The organism is Sphingobacterium sp. BIGb0165 (assembly GCF_024810095.1).
In the GTDB taxonomy this organism is placed as follows: Bacteria; Bacteroidota; Bacteroidia; order Sphingobacteriales; family Sphingobacteriaceae; genus Sphingobacterium; species Sphingobacterium detergens.
In genome coordinates this window covers 329,614-344,883 of sequence record NZ_JANUEB010000008.1, presented here as the reverse complement: position 1 = coordinate 344,883, position 15,270 = coordinate 329,614, and the positions used below count along the sequence as shown (strand labels likewise).

At 40.1% G+C, this 15,270-nt stretch carries 12 protein-coding genes; 6 read left to right on the top strand and 6 right to left on the bottom strand.

Annotated elements, in window-relative coordinates; translation table 11 throughout:
* The first annotated feature begins 91 nt into the window (after positions 1-91).
* Entirely contained in the window at positions 92-889 is a 798-nt protein-coding gene (locus M2408_RS19845) for a tyrosine-protein phosphatase (RefSeq protein WP_120261076.1), read from the top strand.
* A 170-nt stretch (positions 890-1,059) separates the two neighbouring features.
* Here the strand turns inward: M2408_RS19845 and M2408_RS19840 are convergent, their stop codons facing one another.
* Complete coding sequence (locus M2408_RS19840) at positions 1,060-2,643, bottom strand: hypothetical protein (protein WP_259186082.1); 1,584 nt, start codon at positions 2,641-2,643, stop codon at positions 1,060-1,062.
* A gap of 45 nt (positions 2,644-2,688) precedes the next feature.
* The gene (locus M2408_RS19835; RefSeq protein WP_259186081.1) at positions 2,689-2,862 is read right to left on the bottom strand and encodes a hypothetical protein; all 174 of its coding nucleotides are present in this window, start codon (positions 2,860-2,862) and stop codon (positions 2,689-2,691) included.
* 1,168 nt (positions 2,863-4,030) lie between these two features.
* Here M2408_RS19835 and M2408_RS19830 point away from each other — a divergent pair.
* Both M2408_RS19830 and M2408_RS19825 read left to right on the top strand, forming a co-directional pair.
* Positions 4,031-4,195, top strand: a complete 165-nt coding sequence (locus M2408_RS19830; RefSeq protein ID WP_259186080.1) for a hypothetical protein — start codon at positions 4,031-4,033, stop codon at positions 4,193-4,195.
* A 50-nt stretch (positions 4,196-4,245) separates the two neighbouring features.
* Positions 4,246-6,048 (top strand): hypothetical protein, encoded by a 1,803-nt coding sequence (locus M2408_RS19825; protein WP_259186079.1) that lies wholly within the window; start codon positions 4,246-4,248, stop codon positions 6,046-6,048.
* A gap of 355 nt (positions 6,049-6,403) precedes the next feature.
* Here M2408_RS19825 and M2408_RS19820 read toward each other — a convergent pair whose 3' ends face one another.
* The 3 genes from M2408_RS19820 to M2408_RS19810 all read right to left on the bottom strand — a co-directional run bounded on the left by M2408_RS19820 (position 6,404) and on the right by M2408_RS19810 (position 9,590).
* Positions 6,404-7,192 (bottom strand): HAEPLYID family protein, encoded by a 789-nt coding sequence (locus tag M2408_RS19820; RefSeq protein WP_259186078.1) that lies wholly within the window; start codon positions 7,190-7,192, stop codon positions 6,404-6,406.
* Between the two features lie 72 nt (positions 7,193-7,264).
* A complete protein-coding gene (locus tag M2408_RS19815; protein ID WP_259186077.1) occupies positions 7,265-8,452 on the bottom strand; it encodes an aminopeptidase C in 1,188 nt (395 codons plus the stop codon).
* Between the two features lie 10 nt (positions 8,453-8,462).
* The gene (locus tag M2408_RS19810) at positions 8,463-9,590 is read right to left on the bottom strand and encodes an acyltransferase (RefSeq protein ID WP_259186076.1); all 1,128 of its coding nucleotides are present in this window, start codon (positions 9,588-9,590) and stop codon (positions 8,463-8,465) included.
* A gap of 300 nt (positions 9,591-9,890) precedes the next feature.
* Here M2408_RS19810 and M2408_RS19805 point away from each other — a divergent pair, with 300 nt between their 5' ends.
* Entirely contained in the window at positions 9,891-12,215 is a 2,325-nt protein-coding gene (locus M2408_RS19805) for a TonB-dependent receptor (protein ID WP_259186073.1), read from the top strand.
* Positions 12,216-12,220: 5 nt separating this feature from the next.
* The gene (locus M2408_RS19800; protein ID WP_259186071.1) at positions 12,221-13,003 is read left to right on the top strand and encodes a DUF4249 domain-containing protein; all 783 of its coding nucleotides are present in this window, start codon (positions 12,221-12,223) and stop codon (positions 13,001-13,003) included.
* An 8-nt stretch (positions 13,004-13,011) separates the two neighbouring features.
* On the opposite strand, the gene M2408_RS19795 is transcribed toward M2408_RS19800, so the two are convergent.
* A complete protein-coding gene (locus M2408_RS19795) occupies positions 13,012-14,082 on the bottom strand; it encodes an endonuclease/exonuclease/phosphatase family protein (RefSeq protein ID WP_259186070.1) in 1,071 nt (356 codons plus the stop codon).
* Between the two features lie 354 nt (positions 14,083-14,436).
* Here M2408_RS19795 and gldL point away from each other — a divergent pair, with 354 nt between their 5' ends.
* On the top strand, positions 14,437-15,249 hold the full coding sequence (gene gldL, locus M2408_RS19790) for a gliding motility protein GldL (protein WP_259186068.1): 813 nt from the start codon (positions 14,437-14,439) through the stop codon (positions 15,247-15,249).
* Positions 15,250-15,270 lie beyond the last annotated feature (21 nt).

The window sequence follows — 15,270 nt, the reverse complement described above, 5'->3', positions numbered from 1 at the left end:
TTTTATATCTCTTTGATAAACGTTAAAACTGGCATATTGTTTGTAAAACATCCTGTAAGACAGACAAAACCATATAGCTGAATTATATATTATGAATTTTTTAACCAATTTATTTAAAAATAAAAAGCCATCATCCGTAAGACCCTTGGCGCAACTGGAGTTTTTGGAAGTGGATATGCACAACCATCTGCTACCCGGAATAGATGACGGCAGTACCTCGGTAAAAAATTCTATCGCTTATATTCAAGAGCTACAGCGCTTGGGCTTAAAGAAATTTATCTGTACCCCTCATATTATGGCTGGCGTACATCCAAATAACAAGTCAACCATCGAGGAAGCACAGACGGCCCTTGTTCAAGGATTGAAAGAGAATGGCAACGGAGCTGATATTTTTGCTGCTGCCGAACACATGATCGATGATGGCTTGACATCGCTTATTCAACAAGATGAACTCTGTGTGATGCCTGGTGGTTATGTTCTGATCGAGATGTCTTACCTATCCGAATCCAAAGCACTTTTTCACATTATTTTAGACATCCAGAAACTTGGTTATAAACCTATTCTTGCGCATCCTGAGCGATACAACTATTATCATGGAAATTTTAATATTTACAAACAGATTAAGGATGCGGGCTGTCTATTGCAATTGAACTTATTATCGCTCAGTCGCTATTATGGTGTAGATAGTAAAGCGATTGCCATGACATTGCTCAAATCGGGCATGTATGATTTTGTCGGTACAGATTTACACCATGAGCGACATCTTGAGGCACTCAAGAATATAGCTGAAAAATATCCCGTTCGCGACATGCTAAAAACCTCTCCAATTTTAAATCAAACGTTATTGGATCACCTGGACAGTAACAAATCCCAGGGAATAGCAGGCTAAATAATCGGACTGTCCTATTTTCTATTCAAGACAGGTCAAATGATATGGCAAACAAAAATAATACGAAATAAAGAAAATCGTATAAAAAAACGCATTCCCAAAATCGGGGAATGCGCCTCCATTAAACTTATTATCCAAATAAATTATCTTTACGATGTTTAGGTGAAGAACTATTTTCTTACACAACGCACTTGGTATGCATAATTTGCCTCCGCAGGGCCTACATTAATAGACCAGCCACTGTCTCCCTTTGTACCAGTCATTTGCAGACGCTGATTACCGGCTAATAAATATAAACCTTGTGTCCCCATTCCATCACCAGAGTTATTATCATTATAAGATCCACCGTAAGGTAAGTAAAGGAATTTATAGCGATCAGCCCCAGGATTACCCTGTTTACCAAAGAACATCCCCAAATTGGTAGCAGCAGTGCCATCGTACGTATCTACATAACGAGCTGGCGCCCAAGCGTTGACATCCTGTGGATTATCCTTACCGCCACTATTTGTGTTGTTGATCAATTGGTTAATTTCCGCAGCTGTTGGAAGTCTCCAGGTATTCGCTGGCAACACCAATGCACAAGGATCACCATCAACGCCATTGACATCTCTGTTTGGACGTTGATTATTGACGTTGAAAACCTTTGGTTTTACGTAGCTATTGAACCAATAGTTGCCGTAAGTATCATTTGTTTTGGCAAAACCGTATACTGGATTTCCATTACCATCCGTAGTATAGGTCAAGTTTCCTAAAGCCCAGACCTCATCACCAATATTCACTTCAATCGGTTTCTTCAAGGTAATATCCAGTTGATATTTTATGCCCGGTTTAAGATTCCAGCCTGCTTTTGTCAAGTTCTTTGCAGCACTTCCAGCGATCGAAACACCAGACAGTACAATTGTACCGTTTGCTGTAGCAGCGGTTGTGATAAAAGTAGAATCCGAATTGATTACTTTTCCGGCTGTATTTTTAAGATTGAAGGCTACGGGATTTGCAGCCCCAGTAAAGGTCAATGCACCGTTTGTAAGCGCAACATCAACAGCCGTATTGGAAGGAGAAATTGTTGCGCCCGCAATACTGCTTACTGAGCCCAACTGGGAAGCATCAAATTTCAGTGTTACTTGTGTAAACAAATGCGCCAGATCAGCATTCAATAGATTCTGTCCATCTTTTACCTCAAAATCAACCTGATCCAACATAAAGTCCTTATCAGCAGTTAGACCTGCGAAATTCACGGTACTCAACTTTGCTCCAGTGGCAATTGAAGGCAAGGTCTTATTGGTACCGGACGCATAAATTACGAAAGTATATTTTCCTTTGTCAATCGCAAAATCCTGTGCGCTGTTTCCCTGCGTAAAAGTTTTTGTTTCCTTATAGTCACCTGCTGCATCAAAAATTGCAACATAATAGACAGTTCCTTGTTTCAATGCTTTCTGATCAGTACCAGTTGAAACGGTAGCTGCCCGGTTAGATGCTTTTAAGCCTGGTGCGGTTGTGGTTTCAGCTGTCAAGGTCGCCACCAAAGTATATTGATTGTCAAACGGAATTTCTACTGTTTGTGTTGCCGAAGCATAGTTACGGCCAACTGATGCTGCTTTTACCGGATCTGCCACTGCAAAAGCTTGACCTATATTTAAACGTATGGTTGGCCCATCTGGAATGATCACGTTATTATTATCTTTACTACATGAAGAGATAAATAATGCACATGCCAAGATCGAAGCAAAACCAAATTTTATTGTAAACTTATTCATAAAAATGATTGTTTATATCACTAATTAATTAACTCACCTTATTTATTACCAATCGATTTGTTGAGTCTGGGTCTCAGTCTGCCAAGATTCGGTTACCGAACTGTTTACAGAACCAGCAGCAATGCTATATTCCAGTGCGACATTTTGTACATTCATGCAAGGAGCTTCATAAGGATGACGGCCATCTAGGTTAGCCAAGTTTTCATTGTTCGTTTTCATTTCTTATATTTTTAAAATGTTCTAAAGCAATTTACGTTTGTGTAACTAGTACACACTATGAAAAAAGGCAGTATATACTTAATACTAAGACTTTTAACACATAATAATATGACACTCCTCCATTGAGAAGTTGGGCGAAAGTAGATAATATTTTGAAGGAGCCGAAGGAATTCGGGCGATGTTTGTTTTCCTGTAGCTAAAGCACTACAAACCAGCCTAAAACAGAACTTTTACATGACATTCGGATGAGAATTCAGGCAGAATTTGGAACAATCTCACTATCAAAAAAGAGTCTGAGGTGATTTTTTAGAAATGACTAAAAGAATGAGTTTTACTCGGAAACTGAAATCTAGGGTCAAAAAAGTTGATTGCTTAAACACTTTAATTATTATGAAATCAAAACACAGAAACAACATTAAAAAACAATAAGCCTAAATAGATATATATTTTTCCAAAACAATAAATATAAATCACTATAACTGTTTTTCAATAAAAATAAAAAGAACATCATGGCAAATATTTTATTTCAAAAAGAAGTGAGTATTATTAGGAAATTGATTATCGATATTGAAAACATGAAAATATTCCAGAAATAAAGCAAGCGCCGACATATACGTATAAATACGGACTATTAAGAAAATAACTGTTCAAACACATTAATTATAAAACAAAAATTTACCAAAAAAATTTTATTCAATTTTAAAACAAAAGGCAAACAACTTTGTTCAAGCAGAGTATTACAGTCATATAATACAATAAAAAAGTATTAAAAAACACTTCTATTCTACATTAAATGACAGTTATGCAAAAAAACAGACAAACAATAAAACGATGAAAAGGAAACATATTCAAAAATCAAATGAATTTTATTAGAGAAAATAATTTACAATATTTTTTTGCACAAGTTGATATTTAGTCGTAATATTACAATTCGAAAATGAATAGTGTGCTAGCCAAACTATAAAAGAAGAGTAGACATATATAAATTTATAATAGAATTATAACATTAAAATTGACGCAGCGATAACAACAATACTTGTCTGTACGCAGAGACAAGCAGCTTATCAAAACGTTAGTTTTCCAAATTTTTAACAATGAGGTATTAAATTGTCCATTAAATTTTAAACCCCATGCTAGCAATAGCATGGATTATCCAAATAATATTATCATGAATAAGAACGCAAAAAAAATGTACATTGCTCCGTCCATTAAGGAGCAAGTTGTAGAACTTGAGCAAGGCATTGCTGCAGGTTCAGGTGTAACCCCAGGTGGCTCCCCAGGAGTCAATGATCCAACAGATGGACCAGGTGGGGTTGGTAATGGAGAAGGATAACCATTAGCTAATAAAACAAGAGGATTTAAATTAACAATTTTAAGAAATTTATGAACTTTTTAACAATTAAGAAGGCTAATTGGATTGTCGCTACCGTTATATTAGCCACTTCTGGAATGCTCGCGACGAGCTGTTCCAAAGACAAAGATAAAACTGCTGTCGAGCAGACCGATCAGCATGAGGGAACAAATCTTGTTCTATCAATTAACGGAATAAACGAGGGCTCAAATGGCTCCGTCAAACAAGGTTTATCAACTACGGGAAAGACGAAACTAAACGTAAAGTCTTATGATGATGTTGACGTCGTAACTGCAGTGGACAATAATATACCTTTCACAGCCGCATCAGGCGTTACGGTAAAAAATATCGGTTCAGGTCAAGCTGCTGCAGCCAACAACAGTTTACGTGCAGCAGCTCTTCCAAGCGGTGTTACCTACCGCCTGTACCTACTTTCGGCGGATGGCACTCAGGTACTTTCATCACAACAATTTACAGTCGGTGGTACCGCTGTTACAGTTCCTGTTAGCGCTGGACAAACCTACAAATGGGTTGCATTGTCTTACAATAATCAGGACGCTATCCCAACAATCACGACAGGCAATACGTCTTTACTAATGCCGGAGAATAAAGATGTATTGTACGCATCTGGCAATGTTACTATTCCAAGTACACCTGGATCTGATGTCTCCTTGCCAATCACGTTTAACCATGTATTCTCTCGCTTAGCGATTGAATTAAACTCTATGGGTATCTTTGGACCAATGAACTCAGGCACTGTATCTGTATCAGGCTTGACATTGAGAACGGGAACACTTAATCTTGCTACGGGCACAGTTACACCTGAGGCCACGACATTTACACCAACCATTAACTGGTCAAGCTTTACAAATATAGATCCAGCTTTTTCTGATGCTAAAATTGCTTACGCCTATACCGCAGGAACAGCTCCTTTGAGTAATATTGTCGTATCGGTATCAAACCTAGCAATTACACACGCAGACGGTGTGGCTCGTACTTATGGGTCAGTTAATCCGATAAACATTGGTTTCAACCTAACTCCAGTACTAGGCAATAACCATCGTTTATTGGCGAATATTGTCGAATCTCCATTAGTATCCGCTAACAATGCAACCAAATGGGCGAGATCCAATCTGTATTACCAAGCAGGTCATAACCCTTACAGATTCTACGCAGACAACGCGCAAACTGCTGCAACTGATGGAAGTGGTTTCTTTGCCTTTGGCAGCGTAATTCCTCGTCAATTAGCAACAGCATCTACCAACCAAGATCCATGTAAACTGGTTTATCCAGCAGGACTATGGAGACAACCGACACATACGGACTTCCAACCTTATACAACTGGAGATGGATTGTTATCAAACATCCTAGGTAATATTTTGTCATTATTAGTTCCAGCTCCTGCACCTGGAGCAACAGGCGACAATAATACAGGTACATTTATTGAGTATCCACTTGCAGCTACAAATAGTGGTGGCGGTAATCCAGCTTTCGGTGCTACATCCAATGCCCTTAGATTCTATTACAATGGTGAGATTACAGCCGTGAATCTTGTTAATTTCGACGCAACCAGTGGATTGATCAACTTAAATTTTGGAACCAGCCGTGGCCGTGAAACAGCATTCTGGACCAATGAATCAGGAACGAATTTATTAGGTCCAATTACGTTACCGGGACTTGGCGCTTGGGCTTTCCATGCTGCAAAAAAACAAACTTTAACTGGCACAAGATTTTTAGGTGCTCAAGGTACAGCTGAACCTTTGGCTAACATCAACCTATTAGGTTTAAGTGTAGTACAATCAACATTCAAAAACGTTCGTTGTGTACGTAACTAAAAACAATTAGATACATAGTATCAATTTATAAAGCGGCTAGATAAAATCTAGCCGCTTTTTTATTGTAGCCTACTCCCCACAAAATATTCTTTTTACATTTTTTAACACGATTAACTTCAATTTTCACGCAAAAAGTTCCAATTATATTTTCTACTTTTGAGCCGTCAAGTCATTTTTTTTGCGTTCGACTTGATAATATTAATGGATAGAATGGGACGAAGGCGTTCGTCCCATTTATTTACAGCAAGCTAATAGTCAACCTTTTAAATCCACATCAAATCATTTATCGCTCTACAAAAAGCGTATTTAATCCGATCTAACATAAGCGACATTCTTTCAGAAATTAGCTCATTTTTTAAAGTTGATAAATCAACCTAAAAAATGAGCTAATTGCATTTTCCTTTCCTCCTATCGGCAATCCGACCGCCATACCGAGAGCCATTTTATCATTCAGCCCCAATTTAACCTGTGGCCGAAGTGTCGTTTCCAAGCGACCTGAGGCGACTTCTTGGTTGACCTCCATTCCAATAAAATGGTCTGTATGGGGTAGCGTGTAATGCAAGGAAGTATTGATCTGCCAGTTCATTTCAGTTGTATGTGATTTATAATGATAAGCAATTTCTGGTCCCGTATAGATCAATGTATGCCAATTGCTATACCAGCTCTTAGCAGCTACGAAAAAAGGATTAAATGCGGTTCCCCCGTCTACAAAATTAAAAATCTGGGTATAACCTACGGCCAATGTTGTTGCTTGCTTCTTAGCAACATAGAAGGAATATTGCGATGACAATCTTAATCTTTCAAGTTTATTGCTTGAGGATACATTGGTCATTTTGCTTTTTGTATAGGCAAAGTCTGTCTCTACTTCCAGTCCCAATCGATCTATGGGTGCAAATTCATATTCGGCCAAATAGCCATACTCATCTGCTTTACCCATTTTTTTAATATCTGCACCGATATTAAACTCTTTCTCACCCTTCCTTGCGCCCAAATCACGTACAAGATCATTATATAGCGGTTCGGCATGATGCACTTTATCGGGTATAGATCGACCTTGTTGGGCTTGCGCATTCGTTACCCCCAATAGCATCCAGGCCATCAGGAAAGCTCCAGAAAATTGTATGATTGTGTTGTTGTTTTTCATACAGCAAACCTCCCATTGAATTATGGAAACAATTGGGAATTACAACAACATCTGCAGCTTTTTTTGCAATACTTATAGTTCTGTTAAACTAATTTTAGATAACAATGCAGGATTGAGCGCATTTTTATGCAACATCAGGGTAATCGTTTTATATTTTACAAATTCTTTGCTGACATACATATACCCTTTAAAATCATTGGCCTTACCCCAAGAGTTTTTAGCAAGATAGTACTCTTTACCATTTTGATCTTTGGCTAGTCCAACAATATGCATCGCATGATCGTCCGTGGTATCCCAATTGTCGAAAGCTTGTTGCCGCTCATCAGTCGTGATTTTTTTCTCAGCCATTGGTTTTACGAACATTTTCTCTTTTTCTTCATTAGACATACTGTCAAATGGTTTCTCAGGCACATAAGCAATTCCATACTGCCATGAGAAGCCCTTCTCTGACACATCTGTTGTCCAGGCAACTGTATAGCCTTGCTGCAACGCCCCGTCAATAATGCCCGTCAGATCTTGCATCGGTACATTATAAAAACGATCAAAGGACCAGTTATCGGGTACCAGGAGCACAAAAGGGTTATAATTCGGGTGATCTGTCACAGAAGCGAACCCCATGTAATCGTCCGGATTAATTCCGATCACCTGATCTGCAAATGTGCGTGCGGTATAAGTCTTCCCTTTATAGTCAAATTTTTCGGGGACTTCCCCAAGATGCGCATCTAATGCGGCACTATAGGCTCTCTCCCAATTCGGTGTCAAGGGCTTACTCTTGACCAATACTTTGAGCATTGAATTTAATAACGGGGTCATCTCCCTGAAATCATTATAGGTATGATTACCACGCAGTCCAGCATAAGCCGATCGAGGCATCGCGCCATATTTGCGGAATACATTCAATACATCATGTAATTGACCTCCTTCACCCATTGTCAGGCCACCATGGAGGCGTACAAAATTATGCGCCTTATCCAAATAGGCCTGTCTAGCGGTAAAAACCTGAGAAATTTCAACAGGCTCTTTCCCCATCCGAATCATCTCCGACTCCAAAAACGAATTGCCAGTGTAAGACCAGCAGGTATTCGATGCTCCTTGTTGTTTGACCGAAGTGCATCCTAGATTGATGACATCCGTAAATACATACTCGGTTTTGATTCTTTTGTATTTATTTTTGTTGAGCATCTTTCGTCCATACTTGACGGACAATGCACCTACAAAGAGCACCAGTACTACAACAATTATCCATTTATACCTCTTCATATTGATCGTATTAACGTCCACCACTGATTATCGCCGTGAATCGGGGCAACCGTTGCCTAAGCAGGCTGTAGATAAGCAGCCCCAGCAGGATGACGATAGCCGGACAAGCTAAGTACAACAATAACAACGCTCCATCCGACCGCGGATTGAGCCACTTAAATAAAATTTTGATCACAAATACCAATGGCAAACGATGGTAGGCATAAATAAAAAAGCTGCCATTGGTTAAAAAAGGGTTCAAATGCCATTTTCCGCTTTCGATAAAATAGGCGGATACCGTTATTGCGAGGAGAAGCCCCACAACAACCCCTGCACAATAGAGATAGGACCACCATCCAGCACCCGCGAAATAGAGCGCCATAACCACTATCAAAATATACAAGGGGGCGAGCGCGCGCAACATTGGTTTTAGGACTTCCACAAAATTCATTTTATGAATGCTGAAATAAGCTCCCGCTGTAAAGAAAAAGAAAGAAACTATGCTCAGTCCCGGCAAATAAAAGAAAGGATTAAAAATCCAGAGCAATCCCAATATAATCACAGCATAAGCCTTCAACTTTTTAATGAGTATATAAACTATCGGAGAAAAAACTATCACGACCATCAAATCACGAATAAACCAAAATGGCGAGTTGATCGGCAAGGTTTTCTTCATATGTGGATTTACTTGAGAAGTATCCCAAAAGGACCAGAGCCAATCCAATAAACTATAATCTGTTATTAATTTGTTCCTACCAGAAACCAAACTGCCTGATAAAAACGTTTGTGCAAGCATAAGGAATAGGATGATCAACAGGTTCCAGAAAATATAAGGAACCAAAAGTGAACGAATACGGTTTTTTAATTTTTTAAGGTAAATCTCCCTGGAAAACCCCTCCGTTTTATAGAAAAACAAAAAACCCGAAATAAAAAAGAAAAGCGGCACACAGGCCTCGAAAATAACCTTGGAGAATAAGAAAAATACCCGTGAGAAAATAGGATAATTAACAAAACTAATCTGCTTTACACCCGCCATCACGATATCTGAAAAATCGGTATGGATAAATACCACCCCCACGATCAGAGGGAAACGCAAAAAATCTATGGTCTTTGACTGCAGTTCCTCGGTAGACATTTTATAATGATAATCTTTACCCATTAGTTAGATTTACAACATTGTTTAGCAGTTGTTAAATTACACATTTCTAAATAAATATCCATCATACTGTTTTTTACCCCTGTAAATCAATATGCTGATATCAAGTAAATCTGCCGCTTAATTAACAGGTTTAGAACAATATTCAATGTACCAAAAGCGTTACATAATAGCTAAACCGAACAAAAATAGGAGACATTATGCCGTGAGATTCGCTTAAACTATCAAAACAAATATTAATAAAGGGTTAATACATCATTTCATTTTTTATTGTATACAAATCAATTCAGATAAGAGCCAAAAATGCGTCCAATAATTCAGTATTTTCTTCCCATTTCTCTTGTACTTTCCCCTTTTATTGTCTCAGCACAAGAAGCTGTACTAAGTGGTATCATTCGAGATGCAAGCACCGGAAAGCCGCTTAACGGAGCAATTATTAATAGTGTAAATGACAGCATAGGCGCCACTTCAGACCTACTGGGGCATTACAGTATCACACTACCTCAGCGAATACATCGATTTACGATCAGTTACATCGGCTATCAGCAACAGGTCGTTACGATTGAACTATTCCAATCCTGTGAAAGAAATTTTGATCTAAAGCCCATTGCCAATCGAATAGCCGAAGTTGTTGTATCGGCAAAAGAAAAGGGTGAGGCGCTCGATGATCCGCAAATGAGTACCATTCATCTTGATATGAGGGACATTCAGCGTCTGCCTGTATTATTTGGTGAAAAGGATCTATTAAAGACAATACAACTTTTACCCGGTGTACAAGGTGGTGGAGAAGGTTCGACCAGTTTCAATGTACGTGGCGGGGATGGTGGACAAAACCTAATCCTGCTCGACCAAGCTACCGTCTATAATGCTTCGCATCTGCTGGGATTCTTTTCTACCTTTAATTCGGACGCGATCAAGGATGTTCAACTCTACAAGGGGGGTATACCAGCCCAATTTGGCGGACGGATTTCCTCAGTCTTAGACATTTCTATGTTGGATGGTAACAAACAGCAATTTTCCAGCGAAGGTGGTCTAGGGATTATCGCTTCCCGGTTAAAATTTGAAGGACCAATTGTCCGAGACAAGAGTTCTTTTCTATTCAGTGGCCGCCGCTCCTATGCAGACTCCTTTTTAAAACTGGCCAAAAGTAAAGATATGGATAATAATAACCTGTATTTTTATGATTTAAATGCCAAGCTCAGTTTTAATCTTGGGAAGAAGACCAGCCTATACTTATCGGGCTATCATGGCAAAGACAAATTAAAATACAGCGACCTCTTTAATATTGCTTGGGGGAACAGCACTGCAACAGCACGATTGAACCACCGATTCAGTGATAAAATATCCAGCAGCACTTCCCTTATTTACAGTGGATTCGATTATCAGGCAGGTGTTTCCAGTGAGCAGATTGATTTTCAGGTCGCCTCCAAAATTCGGAATATCAATGCCAAGCAGGATTTTTCCTATTATGCGAATACCAATAATACCATTCGGCTTGGGGTAGCTGCATTGGCCCAATCCATCCGGCCAGCCAATCTCGCTACCGGTAAGAGTCAATCTGTCAACCCGACCGCTATCGAAAGCCAGCGCGGGATCGATCTAGGGGGCTATATCTCCCATGAATGGAAACCTACAACGAATCTATCTATACACTATGGCATCCATCTCCATGATTTTATGGTTTTAGGCAAACGGACTTTCTATCAATTTGACGAAAACGGAAAGCCTATTTCTGAAAAGCGGGATAACAGCCAGATTGCTAAACACTATATCAATCTGGAACCACGCCTGTCTGCCAGCCTGCTGCTCGATGAACACAGCAGCTTAAAAGCCTCCTATAACCGCATCGTGCAAAACCTTCATCAACTGACCAATACCACGGCAAGTCTTCCTACTGACCAATATGCCCTCAGCAGTCTAAATATCAAACCACAACGTGTGGACCAGGCCGTTTTGGGATATTTTCGTACTATTGCGAACAAGCAATATGATTTTTCGGTAGAGGCCTATTATAAGCGTCTGGGCAATCAGATTGATATACGCAATGGTGCAACATTACAGGCCAATGCTTATTTTGAAGGGGAGCTACTCTTTGGTGTAGGCCGGGCCTATGGATTGGAAGGCTACCTCCGTAAGAACAGCGGCCGGCTAAAGGGCTGGATTAGTTATACCCTTTCCAAGAGCCGTCGTAAATTTAACGGGATCAATGGCGGAAATTGGTTCAATGCGCGTCAGGATCGTACACATGATCTCTCGGTCGTGGCGAATTATGCGCTTTCAAACAACTGGACACTTAGCGGAACATTTGTCTTCAATACCGGAAATGCCGTTACCTTTCCCAGTGGAAAGTACCTTGTCAACGGCAAGTCCTTATTCTACTATACAGAACGGAATGGCTACCGTATGCCGGACTACCATCGCCTAGACTTATCGGCAACTTACGATCCACATCATACGAATAAACGTTTTCATTCCAGCTGGACAATTGGCATATATAACGCCTACAACCGCAAAAACGCTTATACTATTGACTTTCGGAAGAACAAAACCAACCCCAACCTGACAGAAGCTTATAAAATAATTTTATTTGGCATCGTCCCCTCAGTTACCTGGAATTTTAAATTTTAAACGCCATGAATGTTAGACAATCTTCTATCCTATCCTGTCTATTACTACTCATTTCGTCCTGTGAGGAAAAAATGGATCTCGATCTCCATAAAGCTGCGGCCCGCGTTGTTATTGACGCCCAGCTGTCTGACGCGAGTTTAGTACAGCGGATACGCGTCTCGAGATCCGTTGGATTTACCGATCTCGTCAATACTTCCGGAATCAAAGATGCCACAGTATCTGTAAAAGACAATGAAAATAGGATCTATTCCTTTCAATATGAAAAAGATGGTTATTATATCCATCGCAGCTTTAAACCCGTTGCCGGCAGGAGCTATGCGCTGAATGTTACCGTACAAAAACAACAATACAGCTCGAGCTGTCAGATGCCAAGCTATGTCGCCGTGGACTCCACTGGCATCTCAGAAAAAAGTCTCACTGGAAAAACCTATTTTTTTGCTACACTGACTTTTAAAGATCCCGCCAAGATTTCCAATTATTATATCTATACATTATCTATCAATAGTGGCCCCTTTCGCTTTGCCGATGCACAATCAGACCAGTTCAATGATGGGTTAAAAGTGACACATTACATCTCTGACCTAGAGACAGACTTATCCCCAAGCGACGAGGTCATCGTTCGCCGTTACTGTGTGGATGAAAAAGCGTATCGATACTGGAGCGAATACCAAAATAATAATGTGAGTAATGCAGCCCCAGGTAACCCCAGATCCAATATATCCAACAATGCGCTGGGTTATTTCTCGGTCGCTTCTTTAAAGGAATATAAGCTAAAGATAGGACGATAGTTTATGCCCTACTTTCGATTATCACTTTCCTCCTCACGGCCTTCGATGATAAGCTCGTTTACTTCGGACATTTCCCCCTGCTCAAGGTGTTCGATATCTTCAGCCTGTTCATCCGAATAACGGTCGATAAAAAAGGTACAGCCCATAGGGAAATGATCTGAACCGACCGAAGGATAAATAAACAACTTATCTATAAATACATTTGGACTGTGGAACAGCAAATCCAAGGGTACCCGGAAAAACCAATAATTGGCGTGGAATGTAGATAAGATTCCACGTCCTATCCGCGCATCGATCAACTTGCTGGTTTTCTTAAACAGGACGGAGGATCTAGCCCAAGCCACATTGTTAAAGTCACCCGTAACCACTACGGGCATTTTATAATCGCGTACCTTTTTTGCCACACTGAGCAGATCACCATCCCGCTCTTTGGAATTTTCTTCCTCTGTCGGACTCGGTGGGGGAGGGTGTACCGCAAAAAAGACAAAACGATGGCCATCTTCCGTTTCCAATTCGACTTCAATACTTGGAATATCATCTGCAACAAAATAGTGAATCTGACTTTTATTGACTTTCAGCTTGGTATAAAAATGCATCCCATAGGTATTGTCCAAAGTTACCTTGACAACATTTGGATAGTCCGATTCCAGTACCCTTAAAGCCTTTTCCCATACTGCATCACTTTCCATGGTCAGGAAGATCTTGGGTTGTTCTTTGCGGATCAAATCGATAAAACGCCCATGTTCTTTATTGAACTGCAGCACATTGCAAGATATAATTTTAATGCTATCCGAGGCATCTTTTCCTTTTTCGTATTTATCCTTACGCCAGAATTTAGTGTAACGCACCAGGATAAATACATGATAAGCAATCAGCAAGGCCTGAACAATCTGTATTACCCAAATCCATGGTGATTCAGCAAGCAGATAAAATCCCCAGGCCAACACCGGCACCTGAAAGACCAGCAGCTGCAATTTCACAAACTCGGCCACACGAAAGATCCAGTGCTGGCAGCGGATAAAAGGCAGCAAACTAAGGAGGATCAAGAGTCCCGATAAAACAAGAAATAAAATCTGCATATTAATTTCAAAATTACTTTACAAAGATATTGCTTGAGCGAGACATTTTCATATCAGCCACGGGCTTTCTATCTTTTTACGATCAATATAACTATTGAGACCAATGAACGTTTATTTTATTTAAAAAAAGTCTATTTCAAATTTCAAATGGATTGAATAAGGGTGCAAAATTTAGATCAATGGGGATCTTTGGTATATTTTTTGAATTAGGGAGGGTCTATTGCACAATCAACGAAAATTGGGATGATATCCCGATAATGTATACTATTAAATAGACAAATCCGTTTTATACAGATAAAGTCAAACGAAAATAGAAGCATCAAAAAAATTAAACCAAAAACATAAATAATCACAATGAGCAAGAAAAAAGACAATTCAAGATGGCTGAATGTGGCCATATCCTGGGGAGCAAGTATCGTCATTATTGGGGTACTCTTCAAGATTCTCCATATCGGCGGTAGCACAGCCAATTATATGATCGGTATCGGACTGGGTGTAGAGGCGCTACTTTTCTTTCTGATGGGATTCAATCCCCCAGCGCCAGAACCAGACTGGAGCCGTGTCTATCCTGAATTGGACGATAATTTCAATGGCGAACTTCCTGTTCGTGGCAAAGCAGTGGTTGCACAGCCTGCGGGCCCATCGGCGACAGCCGCTTTGGACAAAATGTTTGCAGACGCCAATATTGAGCCAGCAAGTATCGAAAACTTGGGCCGTGGGTTACGTGACTTCAGCGAGAAGGTATCAGCTATTAACAAACTGTCTGACGTTTCATTGGCAACCGAGGAATTTACGCAGAAACTCCGAACAGCAACCTCCAAATTTGACAACCTGAGCCTCGCTTTTGAAAAAGCTTCGGAAAACCTCGTGGCGATGTCCAATACCTCTGGCGATACAGCAAACTACCACGATCAGGTGAAAAACCTGACGACCAATCTAGGGCAGCTGAATACCATGTACGAACGTGAACTACGCGACTCTGCATCTCACCTACAATCCATGAATAAGTTTTACGAGAACCTGAGCTATACCATGCAGAACTTCAACGAGTCCTTAGACGACTCCAAGGCGTTCAAGGAAGAAGTCGGCAAGCTGGCTAAAAACCTCAATGCATTGAATGCTATCTACGGCAATATGCTCAGTGCTATGAACCAGCCACGTATATAATTTCCACCTTGTATTACTTAA